The organism is Enterobacter sp. CPE_E863, from assembly GCF_046521465.1.
Classification (GTDB): Bacteria; Pseudomonadota; Gammaproteobacteria; order Enterobacterales; family Enterobacteriaceae; genus Enterobacter; species Enterobacter adelaidei.
Genome location: NZ_JBKFZX010000001.1, coordinates 125,114 through 140,042 on the forward strand (window position 1 = coordinate 125,114; position 14,929 = coordinate 140,042).

General features: G+C 50.9%; 10 protein-coding genes. 5 read left to right on the top strand and 5 right to left on the bottom strand.

Annotation, left to right across the window (positions count from 1 at the left end; all coding sequences use genetic code 11):
• Window positions 1-2: 2 nt before the first annotated feature.
• From ACLHV8_RS00655 to ACLHV8_RS00675, 5 genes are all read right to left on the bottom strand, one after another.
• A complete protein-coding gene (locus ACLHV8_RS00655) occupies window positions 3-4,301 on the bottom strand; it encodes a DUF4011 domain-containing protein (RefSeq protein ID WP_410376735.1) in 4,299 nt (1,432 codons plus the stop codon).
• A gap of 269 nt (window positions 4,302-4,570) precedes the next feature.
• Window positions 4,571-4,933, bottom strand: coding sequence for a YibL family ribosome-associated protein (locus tag ACLHV8_RS00660; protein WP_049007966.1), 363 nt, complete (start codon window positions 4,931-4,933; stop codon window positions 4,571-4,573).
• 58 nt (window positions 4,934-4,991) lie between these two features.
• Window positions 4,992-5,582, bottom strand: a complete 591-nt coding sequence (gene mtlR, locus ACLHV8_RS00665; RefSeq protein ID WP_028018221.1) for a mannitol operon repressor MtlR — start codon at window positions 5,580-5,582, stop codon at window positions 4,992-4,994.
• Window positions 5,579-6,727 carry a mannitol-1-phosphate 5-dehydrogenase gene (gene mtlD / locus ACLHV8_RS00670; RefSeq protein ID WP_208595131.1) on the bottom strand — a complete coding sequence of 383 codons (1,149 nt, stop codon included), beginning with the start codon at window positions 6,725-6,727 and terminating at the stop codon, window positions 5,579-5,581. The genes mtlR and mtlD overlap by 4 nt, the downstream gene beginning before the upstream one ends.
• A gap of 108 nt (window positions 6,728-6,835) precedes the next feature.
• Window positions 6,836-8,743 (bottom strand): PTS mannitol transporter subunit IICBA, encoded by a 1,908-nt coding sequence (locus ACLHV8_RS00675; RefSeq protein WP_028018223.1) that lies wholly within the window; start codon window positions 8,741-8,743, stop codon window positions 6,836-6,838.
• Between the two features lie 657 nt (window positions 8,744-9,400).
• On the opposite strand from ACLHV8_RS00675, the gene ACLHV8_RS00680 reads away from it, so the two are divergent.
• From ACLHV8_RS00680 to selB, 5 genes are all read left to right on the top strand, one after another.
• A complete protein-coding gene (locus ACLHV8_RS00680) occupies window positions 9,401-9,757 on the top strand; it encodes a DUF3302 domain-containing protein (protein ID WP_028018224.1) in 357 nt (118 codons plus the stop codon).
• 2 nt (window positions 9,758-9,759) lie between these two features.
• Complete coding sequence (locus ACLHV8_RS00685; RefSeq protein ID WP_129325172.1) at window positions 9,760-10,896, top strand: HlyD family secretion protein; 1,137 nt, start codon at window positions 9,760-9,762, stop codon at window positions 10,894-10,896.
• A gap of 90 nt (window positions 10,897-10,986) precedes the next feature.
• Window positions 10,987-11,595: a glutathione S-transferase gene (locus ACLHV8_RS00690; RefSeq protein WP_028018226.1), complete on the top strand. Its 609-nt coding sequence runs from the start codon at window positions 10,987-10,989 to the stop codon at window positions 11,593-11,595.
• 103 nt (window positions 11,596-11,698) lie between these two features.
• Window positions 11,699-13,084, top strand: coding sequence for an L-seryl-tRNA(Sec) selenium transferase (gene selA / locus ACLHV8_RS00695; protein WP_208595132.1), 1,386 nt, complete (start codon window positions 11,699-11,701; stop codon window positions 13,082-13,084).
• Window positions 13,081-14,925, top strand: a complete 1,845-nt coding sequence (gene selB, locus ACLHV8_RS00700) for a selenocysteine-specific translation elongation factor (RefSeq protein ID WP_208595133.1) — start codon at window positions 13,081-13,083, stop codon at window positions 14,923-14,925. Before selA ends, selB begins: the two co-directional genes overlap by 4 nt.
• Window positions 14,926-14,929 lie beyond the last annotated feature (4 nt).

Here is a 14,929-nt window from a genome sequence, read left to right on the forward strand (position 1 = left end):
ATCTAATCGTGGGGGCAGGTCACGTCACCTTGAATATTTTCCAGATTTTTAATGAAGAATGGCTCGCCAGGATGAGAATTAAAGAAATCTTCATATTGAGGATTTAAACGGCGGAGAACCTCTAATTCATCCTGAATAGCCTTACGTTGCGAAACAGAGAATGTTGCGACTCCCAGTGACAACTCAGGATTCTGCTGTACATGCTCAAGAATTGCGGTAGCAATCTTTTTGGCCTCAATAGGATTGGCATTACCTGCTCCTGATTCGAAAACACCGTTTTCCACATAATGGAACCGCAATCCCATACCAGCCTCTTCGGTATATGGACTTGGTACTATAAACAATTTGTTTTCGTAGAACTGACTATTAGAAACCGCAATAAGCGACTGGTGTCGACTGCGGTAATGCCAGCGAAGCATTCGCTGTGGCAAGCCTCTGGCAACAAACAATCCAAGTATGCTTTCGATATCTGCTACTTGCGTCGAATCTTCATCCCCATCATCGTTACTGGCTTCAGTCATACGAGAGAAGAAACTGGTTGGCGGTAACTGTCTTTCGTCACCGACAACAACAACTTGCTGACACCGTGCAATTGCACCTATGGCATCGACAGGCTGTATCTGGCTGGCTTCATCCATCACGAGCAAATCAAATTTTTGCTTACCTGGGATCAAGAATTGTGCAACGGAAAGCGGGCTCATCATCATGACTGGTTTGATTGCCTGAATTGCCGGGCCCGCTTTAAGCATCAACTGGCGAATTGGCATATGGCCTCTTTTCCTCGCCATTTCAGCACGTAGGACTCCAACTGGACCTGCCGCTCCGATTTTTGAAGGAATACGACGATGGTGTGCCCGAGCGACCTCAATACTTGAGCTCTTTATACGGCGTAAATCCATTTCGGCAAAATACTGCACTTTTCGGTTATGGAGATCTCCGTCGAAGCGGGAAAGGGAAGGAGTCTCTTTAGCCATTAAACTGAACAGCGATTCATAATAGGTATACTCAACCGAGCTATAACAAGTAGATAATGGTAAGCGCCCATCCTCAAGTCGTTCTACTACTTCTGACAGTCCCTGATTATTCGCCTGGTTGCGTCGGTGTTGCCAGGCAACCCATTTAGATAACTGTTCGGCATTTTCAATCCAGGAGGTTAACTTACTCAGGACGCTATCGACACGTAAAGGCTGGTTTTCCAGATGGAAGAATTCGTTGGTGGACGATTCGAGCTCGTTGGCCAGTTTTTCAAGCTCGTCAATGATAGAAACACGTATTGTTGAAAGTTGATTAGCGGAATTCAGTATCTCGTCACGATCGTCTACAGTCGCGCAGATGAAGCGTAAGTCACCGTGTTTTTCCATCCATTTATAATCGCTAACGAGATTGTGCCAGTTCGATCGTATGTCTAGCCACGCACTACCCAGTGCCGCTTTCCCCAATTCGGATTGAGATTGAATGGCCTTTTTCTGATATTGCAATGCGATAATCTTCTTAACCAGCGTCAGGCATTCACCGGGGCGATCTGCCGGATCTTTAAATACCTGATGTGAAGTTGAATCTATACGACTGAGTTTTTGAGTCAGAGTTTCAACATAACTTAATGGGACACGCCTAATAGAATAATTATTATCAAACCAAGAATCTGCAGTTGCACCAAATGCTTTCCAAAGTTGTTTCAGTTCGATGTCGGCTTGATTAAGAAGCTGCTCCAGTTTCTGGCTAAGGTGCTTCAGTGTTTCACGATCAGACAGTTGGCTCGCAAGTAGACGTGCTTCTGAGCCAACATCTTTAAGCGTTGCCATCCATTCTACTAATGCTTTCAGAGCATTGCTGTCACTGTTTTCACCACTCCAATGTGAACCAAACGCACTGTTGCCAAACTCGCTAGCATTGGTGATTTTTTTTCGTAGCATTTGCGCCTGAATAACGTTATCCAACAGCTCGATTTGCTGCTGAATAGGTTGATTTGTATCTCGAATGAGAGAGCGGGCAAGTGCACGTGAACGGCGCCATTCGCTGTTCAATAGCTTGAACATCCCAGTATGTATTGCGAGGTTATGGCGAATTTGTGTAAGTTCGGTATCCCAAATGATCTCCGAAATATGGGGATCGATTTTCTGACGTAACGAATATAAATCAGCGATAGAATTGACCAATTCCCTGGCTTGTTCGACACCATGTTCCCATACAGAAGCGACAAAGGCTTGTGGGCTTGCATCGGGGGCATCAGCTACACGAGCACTGAGTTCAATAAGATTTTTGATTTCCTGAGATGAACGATACAGAGATTCAGTACCTAGTTCTTTCGTCAGATGAACCACTGTTAATTGAATTTGGGGTAATAGTGGTAGTAATGCTTTGGCGGCCGAAAAGGCATCTGGCAAAAGATCCTCCGGGATTGTTTGCAGTTCATCCCGAAATTCAAGAAGAGGGGTATCAAACTGTTCGTCATGAAGCAGGTGTTTGATTTCCTGAAAATTATTCTGATACGTAGAACCCTGCTCAATTAGACTCTTTATTTCGTAAAGAGAGTTAGACCAGACAGGATTAACGAGAGCAGCTTCCTCAAACTCAGGTGCCTGATTTATGAGGTTAGCAATCTGAACAATTTTGTCTGCCTCATTGAACATTGTGGGTTCAGGCGTTATCCCTACTCGTACAGCCAAAGCCGCTATAGTGCCCTGAAAGTCATGTACTTTATGTAACAACGTTGTAATTTTTGGCATTAGGCGATCGAGTTCACCCGGCAAAACGGATTCTCGTTTTACGCCATTCCAGGGATGATTATGGGGTAGTCCAATATCTTCAATTCGTTCAATAAGCTCTTTAACGAGATCCAGTCGTTTTATGAGGTCATTATTGGTCCATTCATCGAAGCCATGAAGAATGAAGTCCGTAGGTGTTTGTCCATTTTGTCGCAATCTTACCAATTGCCCAATCACCTGATAAGGGCTCAAACCCGAAGGAGTGTAGACTTTGTGGAGGCGCGCTGGGTGGGCATTCAGGGAATCACGGGCTTCGGTTAAGTTCTCAATCAATTCATCGGGAAATTCACCGCGCGGTGAACCTAAATCCCATACTCGCTTCAACTCTTCGAGTAAAATTCGTTTATTGGCTTTATTGCTGTGAAGTTCTAAACAAGCATCACCTACTCCTGTTTGGTCGAGACGCCGTTTGACGACTTCAAGAGCTGCCATTTTTTCTGCAACAAAGAGTACTGTTTTTCCATCCGCGATAGCCGATGCAATGATATTGGCAATCGTCTGCGACTTACCCGTCCCCGGAGGTCCTTGTATAACAAGGTTTTTACCTTTTCTGACTTCATGGATCGCGAGCGTCTGAGAGCTATCGCTATCCATAATATGAAGCATATCTTTTGGCGTGATAATGGGGTCTATAGGGCTATCTTCTGAAGTAAGTCCATCGCTTTCATCGAATCCTTCTTCCATGAGCGCACGAATGAGATATTTTGATGTAATAGCTTCATCATCTGGCCAGTTGGCAGGGTCAAGATCGCGATACATCAAAAATTTAGAAAAAGAGAACAAACCAAGAATAATGTCGTTGGTCTTAACTTCCCAGTCTGTTTTCAATGCTATTGCTTGCTGTACAGCTTCAAAGTAACCACTTACATTAATTTCATCATTGTCAGATTGTATTATCGGTAATGTGATCTGATGCACGCGTTCAAGGAAGGCTTCCAGAGAGAGGTTAGAGATGATGTCTTCTGAGCGCGCTTTAAGTTTAAATCTTTCTCCAGCACTACCGCGTTCAAGACTGACTGGCACCAGTATCAGTGGGGCATAACGGACATTCTCTTTATTGGCGGGATCTACCCACTTCAATGTGCCCAGAGCCAGGAAAAGAATATTTGCGCCTTGCTCCTCTTCAAGCGTTTTGGCGTCGTGGTACAAATCGAGTAATCGAGTCTGCAACCCTTTCGGTGTTAAACGAGTTTGCAGTTTAGTATCGAGATGCTGCGATTTTATTTCATCATCCGCTTCATCAAATTGATAAATAAAGGATTTTTCTTCTGAGGTACTACCTTCCGTCTCCTGGTCGTCTTCTTTTCCTGATTTACCATGTAAAAATGTGAACGTCTTTTTTTCATTAAACAGAAGGTTGTAGACCAGCTCAGAACGTTCATCAATCACTTCCAGGAAACGTGTGTTTTTCGATCTCGGTATGTTGAGTAAGCGGTTCCTTGCCCCTAAATCCAGAAGTTCAGCCCTGGCTTTTTCAAGCTTTTGTTCTAAGGAAAGGGCGCTGTTTTGAAAAGTTGAGCTCTCAGTAGAATTCATAAAATTTATAACCTAATGCAATGACATACCATTAAGCCAAAGAAAATATATTATATTTCAATGGCGTGCCGTGTGTATTAGTTAGATCGAAAGAAATGAATGTCTACTTTACTCTTAAGAATGACAATTGTGAACCTGCAGGTTTTACGAGTAATTGGTTACATTTGTGGGGGTAGCGGCCCGGTATTTTTAGATAATAAAAAAGCCCAATACATTCTTCTGGTGAACATATTGGGCTGGTTTGTATTTAACTTAAGTTAAATTAAGAATCAGAACGGGGTCTTACAAAAACCCGTCATCTCTTTCAGGCCCATTTCACGGCCCAGCTCGGTCATTGGGTGCACCACCACCAGACCACGAACGCTTTTCTTCAGCTTGCCCATGTCGGCCTGCTCTTTTTTGGTGATCGCACGGCGGTGCGGCATGTTCATCAGCTTCTGCGCTTCTTTGCTCAGCCTCTGGCCTTTGACTTCGCGCAGGCGCTCGATTTCGGTTTCCAGCGTGGCGACCTCTTTTTCCAGCTCAGCGTACTTCTCGGCGGAATCGACCAGTGACAGGCCAGCCATCTGGTGGCGGATCAGATCCAGACGGTCGCTCAGGCGTTTAATTTCGTTCTTTTCGACTTCTTTCATGACAAATAACTCTGAAAACGGGGAATTTACAGGGAAGGATACACCAATGTGAGCAGGCTTACTTCTGAAACGCTTTTTTTAAGCTGATTCGGGAAATCAGCTCAGTCAGGGAGAGGACCATTGTGGAGCGAACAACCTGTTGATAACGCAGCTTTTGCATCGCGTATAGCTCAGGATCGCTGTTATCAAACTGAGGTGCCGGGGGAAGGGCAGTGACGCAATGCAACTCGCCGAAAGGTCCAAGGATCTCATCATCGGTAAAGGTGTACTCATTACCGTCATGATTTAACTCTTCGCGCAGCGCCATCAACAGCTCAGCGTCTTCATACTCTGGCCTGCTCAGCACACCAAGGCCATAAATCAGCTTCAGACGCACTGAGAGATCGCCCAGCGGTCCGTCTCCGTCCAGTAACGGTTCTACAGCATATTTTACCGCGTAGTCGTCTTTGCGAAACACCTGAAGCACCAGGATATTCACCGCCTCGGTTAGCAACTCGACGGCGGCAATCAGGAAACTTCGTACGGTTTTGCCAGCATTCAGACGCTCAAGCACACGATTTTCAAAGGCCTGGGTTTGTTCCATTATTGCCTGCATATCTGACAATCTGTAATCAGGGCGCAGGGTTACCTGCGCCACACTCTGCATCATTTGGTTGCGTTATATGCGTTAACCGCCTCCACAACCACGTCGCTGTTGGCGTCCAGACCTGAAATCTGCGCCAGCGCAGCCTGCGCGCCTTTATCGTCAATCAGTTGAGCCAGTTCCTGCGCCTGCGGATCCTGCTCGCTGCGGTAGTGCATTGCGGCGGCAATCCCTTTCACCAGGTTGGCGTGCGGCAGACCGTATTCCAGCGTGCCCAGCAGCGGTTTAATCAGGCGATCGCCCGCGCTCAGCTTGCGCAGGGGCTGACGGCCAACGCGCTCAACGTCATCTTTCAGATACGGGTTTTCAAAACGACCGAGGATTTTCTGGATGTATGCTGCGTGTTTATCAGCATCAAAACCGTAGCGTTTGATCAGCACCGCGCCGCTCTCTTCCATTGCCCCTTTTACCACAGCGCGGATGTTCTCATCGAGAATCGCGTCACGGATGGTCTGATGACCGGCCAATTTTCCGAGGTACGCGGTTATAGCATGCCCGGTGTTCAGCGTGAAGAGTTTGCGTTCGACAAATGCCATCAGGTTATCAGTTAATTCCATCCCCGGTATGGTTGGCAGCGCGCCTTTAAACTGCGTTTTATCGACGATCCACTCGCTGAAGGTTTCAACGGTCACTTCCAGCGGGTCGTGGGTGGCGGATTCAGACGGTGGGACGATACGGTCAACGGCGGAATCAACAAACCCCACGTGCGCTTCAACCCAGGCTTTATCTTCGTCGGCAACAGCGGCGAGCACATGGCCTTTCAACTGCGTGGTGCCGCGCACCATGTTTTCACAGGCGATGATGTTCAGCGGGGTATCAATGTTCTGCGCTTTACGTTTTGCGAGGCCTTTCGCCACTGCAGGAGCGATACGCTCAAGCACGACCGGACCCACGGCGGTGGTCACCAGATCGACGCTGGCGATCAGGTCGATAACGTCGTCGCCAATGCTGCTTACGGCATTCACACCTGAAACCGTTTCAACCTGCTCGTTTTCTCCAACCACGTGTACCTGGTAGCTATGACGGGCATTCAGGGCGTCTAGCACCACCTGGTTCACATCGGCGAATGTCAGCGTAATGCCCGCGTCTGCCAGCAGTTTGCCGATAAAGCCACGACCGATATTACCTGCGCCAAAATGTAATGCTTTCATAGTGTTAACCTTCATCAATGTTTTTTACCCGAGAGGGCTGGGGTGAGGAACCGCATAACTTTCCCCTCACCCTAGCCCTCTCCCTGTGGGGAGAGGGCGGAAATGGGCTTACTTGTTCAGCAGCGCCAGTACTTCTTCCACGCTGGTGGTGCTGGCCAGACGCTCAATGACAGACTCATCATCCAGGGCGTTGGTCAGGCTGGTAATCACCTGAATGTGCTCGTTATTGCGAGCGGCGATACCAATCACCAGACGGGCGATGTCGTCTTCTTCTTCACCGAAGCGCACACCCTGCGGATACTGACAGAATACGACGCCGGTTTTCAGCACGCGATCTTTCGCTTCAACCGTACCGTGCGGAACCGCGATGGATTCACCCAGGTAGGTTGGTGTCAGCTTTTCACGTTCCAGCATCGCATCAACGTATTCAGGTTGAACGTAGCCACCTTTCACCAGTTGCTCACCGGCAAAGCGAATCGCCTCTTCTTTGGTAGCAGCAGTACGACCGAGGAAGATGTTCTCCGCACCCAGTTTGAACAGGTGGGCGTTGCTCTCGTCGAAACTGTCCTGCAGGCTGGAGCGCACTTTCACTTCGTTGTCTTCGTGACGCTGCGCGGCAACCAGACGCTCGGTCAGGCTGGTGTACAGGCCGCTGTCGAGGAAGTTGGTCAGCGAAATATGCTGTGCCTGCGGAACCTGACGCATGGCGCGTTCGGTCAGATCGCGGTGCGTGATAACCAGGTCCACATCCGGTGGCAGACTGTTGATGGCGCTGTTGGTCACAGAGATGTTAGTCAGACCCGCATCCTGCACTTTCTTACGCAGCACACCTGCACCCATTGCGCTGGAACCCATACCGGCGTCACAGGCAACGATGATTTTACGCACGTGGCTCAGGTCGTTAGAGACATCACCAGCCGCCAGCGGTGTAGCACCTTTGGATTCCGCTTTCATGTCGTGCATACGACGGGTAGCCGCTTCGATATCATCATCTTCTTTCACTTTGCTGGTTTTCAGCAGGATAGAAGAGACCACGAAGGAGACCGCCATTGCTGCACAGATAGCCGCGATGTTTGCGAAGTAAGCCCCTTTTGGCGTCATCGCCAGTACCGCCAGGATAGAACCCGGAGACGCCGGAGAAACCAGACCACCGCCCAGCACGCTCAGTGTGAACACACCGGTCATACCGCCGAGGATAACGGCCAGGATCAGACGCGGATTCATCAGCACGTACGGGAAGTAAATTTCGTGGATACCACCCAGGAAGTGAATGATAGCCGCACCGCCCGCAGACTGCTTCGCGCTACCGCGACCAAAGAACATGTACGCCAGCAGAACACCCATACCCGGGCCCGGGTTCGCTTCAATCAGGAAGAAGATGGATTTGCCAAGCTCATGAGACTGCTGAATACCCAGCGGTGAGAAGATACCGTGGTTGATGGCGTTGTTAAGGAACAGGATTTTCGCCGGTTCAACAAAGATAGACGCCAGCGGCAGCATGTCGTGCGCAACCATGAAGTTAACGCCTGCTGCCAGAATTTTGGACAGCACTTCAACCGCAGGGCCAATGCCGAGGAACGCCAGAATCGCCAGGATCATACCAATGATGCCTGCGGAGAAGTTGTTCACCAGCATTTCGAAGCCAGAGCGAATCTTACCGTCTACCCAGGAATCAAAGTGTTTGATTGCCCAACCGCCCAGAGGACCCGCAATCATTGCGCCCAGGAACATTGGCATATCCGCACCGACAATCACACCCATGGTTGTGATTGCACCCACTACACCGCCACGGTCACCGCCCACCAGACGACCACCGGTGAAACCGATGAGCAGCGGCAGCAGATAAGTAATCATTGGGCCAACAAGTTTCGCCAGCGTTTCGTTAGGCAACCACCCTGTCGGAATGAACAATGCGGTGATGATACCCCACGCGATAAACGCGCCGATATTTGGCATCACCATGTTGCTGAGGAAACGACCAAAGCTTTGTACTTTGATCTTGAAATCGGATGACATAAAACACCCCTTCTTCTGTTTACGCTTAGGCTTGCGGCCCGAGGTTTATTGTTAATGTGAGGCGGCAGAGGTAGCCGGGCCCTGTTCATGCTGTGAAATCTGGCACTGAATCGTTCAACTGTCCAGATGACGAAAATTTGTGTGATGCGTGTCACGTAAATGTAGGGGGTGTGGATATCAATGTGGTGATCTGAATCACAAAGTAAGTGGGCAAAAAAAATACGATGACGAAAAATAGAGCAGAAACGACCCTTTTTTGTGATTTTTGTCACATTTGATCCTGGCAGATTTGTCTCTGTATTGTGACTTATTTCACAAAATATTTTTATGCAGAATTCTCCGGCTGTGATCCTTAACAAATTCTGTCTTGCGATTTAGCGTCAGGATGGCATGGGGCGACACAGAAAGCTAAAAAACCACTTTTCAGATGTGGTATGGCGAAAAGTGTAAACGTGGATTACGCTCATATTGTAAGGTTAAGTCTATTATTATTCAGGTTATATTTTGACACGTTTATAAACTTGCATGGAGATATTATAAAAATCCATACTCCCCGGCTGCTGAAATAGCAAGTGATTACTGTTCCTATAAAAAATTAATTAGGTTGCGTACCGTTTTATTAATTTAATGAGTTGACGTTGTTTAAGTGAGGAGAATATGTTTCTCAACTATTTTGCGCTGGGCGTATTGATTTTTGTATTCCTGGTCCTTTTTTACGGCGTCATAGCCATTCATGACATCCCGTATAATATGGCCAAAAAACGTAACCATCCCCATGCCGATGCGATTCATACGGCAGGATGGATTAGCCTGTTTACGCTCCATGCTATATGGCCGTTCCTGTGGATCTGGGCCACGCTTTACCGTGAAGATCGCGGCTGGGGGATGCAGAACCACATCTCGAAGCCTGATGAGGTACCGGGCATGGATGCACTGACCAAACGCGTGGCGGAGCTTGAACAAAAGCTGGCAGCGGCACAACCCACTGCTGATAAGAACACGCTGGAGCGCTAATCATGGATCTGTTGATTATTCTGACCTATGTGGCATTTGCCTGGGCCATTTTTAAAATATTCCGTATTCCCGTTAACCAGTGGACGCTCGCCACCGCGACATTAGGCGGGATATTTATTGTTGCCGGACTTATCCTGTTAATGAACTATAACCACCCGTATACCTTTACGGCTCAAAAGGCGGTTATTTCTATTCCGATTACGCCGCAGGTCACCGGGGTGGTCAGTGAAGTGACTGATAAAAATAATCAGCTCATTAAAAAAGGTGAAGTGTTATTTAAACTTGATCCAGGTCGCTACCAGGCGCGTGTAGACAGACTCCAGGCTGACCTGGTCACTGCGACGCACAACATCGACAACCTTAAGGCACAACTGTCGGAAGCGGTCGCCAATACCACGCGGGTGTCTGCGGAACGCGATCGTCTGTATAAGGATTATCAGCGCTACCTGAAAGGCAGTCAGGCAAAGGTTAACCCGTTCTCTGAAAGCGATATCGACAATGCGCGCCAGAACTATCTGGCACAAGACGCGCTGGTTAAAGGCTCTGTCGCCGAACAGACGCAAATTCAGACTCAGTTAGACAGCATGGTTAACGGTGAGCAATCTCAGGTTGCCTCTTTGCGCGCCCAGCTTGCCGAAGCCAAATACAACCTGGAACAGACCGTAGTGCGTGCGCCAAGCAATGGCTATATCACCCAGGTACTGATTCGTCCGGGGACGTATGCCGCCGCGCTGCCTCTGCGCCCGGTGATGGTCTTTATCCCGGAACAGAAACGTCAGATTGTGGCGCAGTTCCGTCAGAACTCGCTGCTGCGTCTGAAACCGGGCGATGAAGCTGAAGTGGTGTTCAATGCGCTGCCGGGTCAGGTCTTCTCCGGTAAGCTCACCAGCATTCTGCCGGTGGTGCCGGGTGGATCATATCAGGCTCAGGGTGCGCTGCAGTCTCTGACGGTGGTTCCGGGTACGGATGGCGTGCTGGGGACTATCGAGCTTGACCCGAATGCCGATGTCGATGCACTGCCAGACGGTATTTATGCTCAGGTGGCGGTTTATTCGGACCATTTCGCCCATGTTTCGGTGATGCGTAAGGTGCTACTGCGTATGACCAGCTGGATGCACTACCTCTACCTCGATCACTAATCCTTTCAGGGCAGGAATGCGACATGCAGACCTGCCCTTTTTTCGTCGCTTGATCCATACTGATTTTTTTCCGGCATCAAGGATCAGGCAATGAAACTCATCGGTAGCTACACCAGTCCCTTCGTGCGAAAAATCTCTATCCTCCTGCTGGAGAAAGGGATTGAATTTGAATTCGTCAATGAACAGCCTTACAACGCCGAAAACGGCGTCGCGCAGTACAACCCACTAGGTAAAGTCCCGGCACTGGTGACGAACGAGGGTGAATACTGGTTTGATTCCCCGATTATTGCGGAGTACATCGAGCTGCTGGGCGTCGCCCCGGCAATGCTACCGGCTGACCCAAAAGCCGCGCTGGCTGTGAAGCAAATTGAAGCCCTGGCCGATGGCATTATGGATGCGGCGTTAACTTCCGTACGCGAGCAGGCAAGACCCGCCGCCCAACAGTCGGAAACAGAACTGCTACGCCAGCGTGAAAAAATCAGCCGCAGCCTGGATATGTGTGAGCAGCTCATCCAGGAGGGAAAAATCCAGCCTGACAGAGTGGATCTGGCGACAATAGCGATCGCCTGCGCCATCGGTTATCTCAACTTCCGTCATGTTTCCCCTGGCTGGTGTGTCGATCGCCCGTTGCTGGTAAAACTTGCCGAAACGCTTTTTAGCCGTGAGAGTTTTGCCCGCACCGAACCGCCAAAGGCTTGATACGGGTTATAACACTTCGCTGCCGGAGGCGGTACAATCCCTCCACATGTTAACTCCCTCTCCCGTCGGGAGGGGGGATGATATTTACTCGCCAGGCGCTTTCATGACTACTCATCATTCGCTGTACAGCCAAATTCCCGCTACCGACCGTCTTCTTCGCGAGCCTCGCATTCATGCTGCTGTTGAGCGTTTCGGCCATACCGCGACGGTTGAGATGTTACGGTTGCTTCAGGATGAAGCCCGACACCACATTCAGGCAGAAAACACACTGCCTGACTGGTGCGCGGCGTGGGAGCAAGAAGTTGAAAAGCGGCTGGATGAGAAAACGCAAAGTGCACTTCGTCCGGTGATTAACCTGACGGGTACGGTACTGCACACCAACCTGGGGCGCGCGCAACAGGCGGAAGAGGCGGTTGCTGCGGTCGTGCAGGCCATGCGAATGCCTGTGACGCTGGAGTACGATCTGGACGGTGCAGGGCGCGGACATCGTGACCGGGCACTGGCGGACCTTCTCTGCCAGCTGACCGGCGCGGAAGATGCCTGCATTGTGAATAACAACGCCGCCGCGGTGCTGCTGATGCTGGCGGCCACCGCCAGCGGCAGAGAGGTGGTGGTTTCCCGCGGTGAGCTGGTTGAGATTGGCGGCGCGTTTCGCATTCCGGACGTGATGCGTCAGGCGGGCTGTTCGCTGCATGAAGTGGGCACCACTAACCGCACTCATGCGAAAGATTATCGCGCGGCGGTGAATGAAAATACCGCCCTGCTGATGAAGGTTCATACCAGCAATTACCATATTGAAGGTTTCACCAAAACCGTTGAAGAAGCTGAGCTGGCAGCGATTGGACGCGAGCTGAATATACCGGTGATTGCCGATCTCGGTAGTGGTTCCCTGGTCGATCTCAGCCAGTACGGTTTGCCAAAAGAGCCGATGCCACAAGAGATGATTGCGGCGGGTGTCAGCCTGGTGAGCTTTTCCGGCGACAAACTGCTGGGGGGGCCGCAGGCGGGGATAATAGTGGGTAAGCGTGAGCTGATTGCGCAGTTGCAGCAGCATCCGCTCAAGCGAGCCCTGCGCGCGGATAAAATGACGCTCGCGGCACTGGAAGCGACATTGCGGCTCTATCTGCATCCGGAGAAACTGGCTGACCGCCTGCCCACGCTGCGTTTGCTAACCCGGGATGCCGCTTCAATTCGTGCACAGGGTGAATTGCTGCTACCCCGAGTTGCCCCTCATTATCCTGATTTTGACGTTCGCATTGAACCCTGCCAGTCGCAGATTGGCAGCGGTTCACTGCCAGTGGACAGACTGCCGAGTGAAGCGCTCACGTTCACCCCGCGTGACGGGCACGGTAGCCACCTTGAAACCCTGTCGTCGCGCTGGCGCGCGTTGCCGACGCCGGTTATCGGGCGGATTTACGACGGCAGAATGTGGCTGGATCTACGCTGCCTTGAAGATGAAGAGCGATTTCTGGAGATGTTGTTGAAATGATTATTGCCACCGCCGGTCACGTCGACCACGGAAAAACCACGTTATTGCAGGCGATTACGGGCGTAAATGCCGATCGTCTTCCGGAAGAGAAAAAGCGCGGCATGACCATCGATCTGGGCTATGCCTACTGGCCGCAGCCTGATGGTCGCGTGCTGGGCTTTATTGATGTTCCGGGGCATGAAAAGTTTCTTTCAAACATGCTGGCGGGCGTGGGGGGGATCGATCATGCCCTGCTGGTGGTGGCCTGCGATGACGGCGTGATGGCACAAACGCGCGAGCATCTGGCGATCCTGCAGCTGACGGGCAACCCGCAGTTGACCGTGGTGCTGACCAAAGCCGATCGCGTGGATGAGGCGCGCATCAGTGAAGTGCGCGAAACGGTACAGGCGACCTTACGGGAATATGGTTTTGCGGATGCGCCGCTTTTTGTCACCGTAGCGACTGAAGGTCGCGGTATCGACGATCTTCGCCGCCATTTGCAGCAATTGTCGTCGCGCGAGCACGCCAGCCATCATCGTTTCCGTCTGGCGATTGATCGGGCGTTTACCGTTAAAGGTGCGGGTCTGGTCGTCACGGGTACGGCGCTAAGCGGCGAAGTGAGAGTGGGTGACAGTTTATGGCTGACGGGCGTGAACAAACCGATGCGCGTGCGCGGTTTACATGCGCAAAACCAGCCCGTAGAGCATGCTCATGCCGGGCAGCGAATCGCACTCAATATTGCCGGTGATGCGGAAAAAGACCAGCTTAACCGTGGTGACTGGCTGTTGGCTGATACCCCTCCAGAACCGTCTGAGCGCGTGATCGTCTCCCTGCAGACGCACATGCCGCTGACTCAATGGCAACCGCTGCATATTCATCACGCGGCCAGCCATATTACCGGACGCATCTCGCTGCTGGAAAACGACCTTGCCGAGCTGGTTTTTGATTCACCACTCTGGCTTGCGGATAATGACCGTCTTGTTCTGCGCGATATTTCAGCGCGGGAAACGCTGGCCGGGGCGCGAGTGGTGACACTTCACTCACCGCGACGTGGCAAGCGTAAACCTGAGTATCTGCAATGGCTGTCTGCTCTGGCGCAGGCGACGGATGATAAAACAGCGCTGCTGGTTCATCTCGAGCGCGGTGCGGTGAATCTTGCTGACTTTGCATGGGCTCGCCAGTTGAGTGAGGAAGGTTTACGTCAGCTGACCCAGGAGCCGGGCTTTATTCAGGCTGGCAACAGCCTGCTGAATGCCCCGGTGGCGGCGCACTGGCAGCGTAAAATATTGAACACGCTTGCGACTTACCATGAACAGCATCAGGATGAACCGGGCCCCGGCCGCGAGCGTCTGCGCCGCATGGCGCTGCCGATGGAAGACGATGCTCTGGTGCTGCTGTTGATTGAAAATATGCGCGAAACGGGGGCGATTAAAAGTCACCACGGTTGGCTGCATCTGCCGGATCACAAAGCCGGGTTTACCGCTGAGCAAGAGGCAGTATGGCAAAAAGTGGCATCACTGTTTGGCGATGAGCCATGGTGGGTTCGCGATCTGGCCCGCCAAACGAATACTGACGAGCAAGTGATGCGCCAGGTATTGCGCCATGCGGCGCAGCAGGGGCTTATCGTCGCGATCGTGAAAGATCGTTATTACCGTAACGATCGCATTGTTGCGTTTGCCAACCTGATCCGTGAGCTGGATCAGGAACGAGGCTCTACCTGTGCAGCCGATTTCCGCGACCGTTTGAATGTTGGCCGCAAGCTGGCGATCCAGATCCTGGAATATTTCAACCGTATCGGGTTTACTCGCCGTCGCGGAAATGATCATTTATTACGCGATTCACTATTATTTCCGCAAACATAAAACA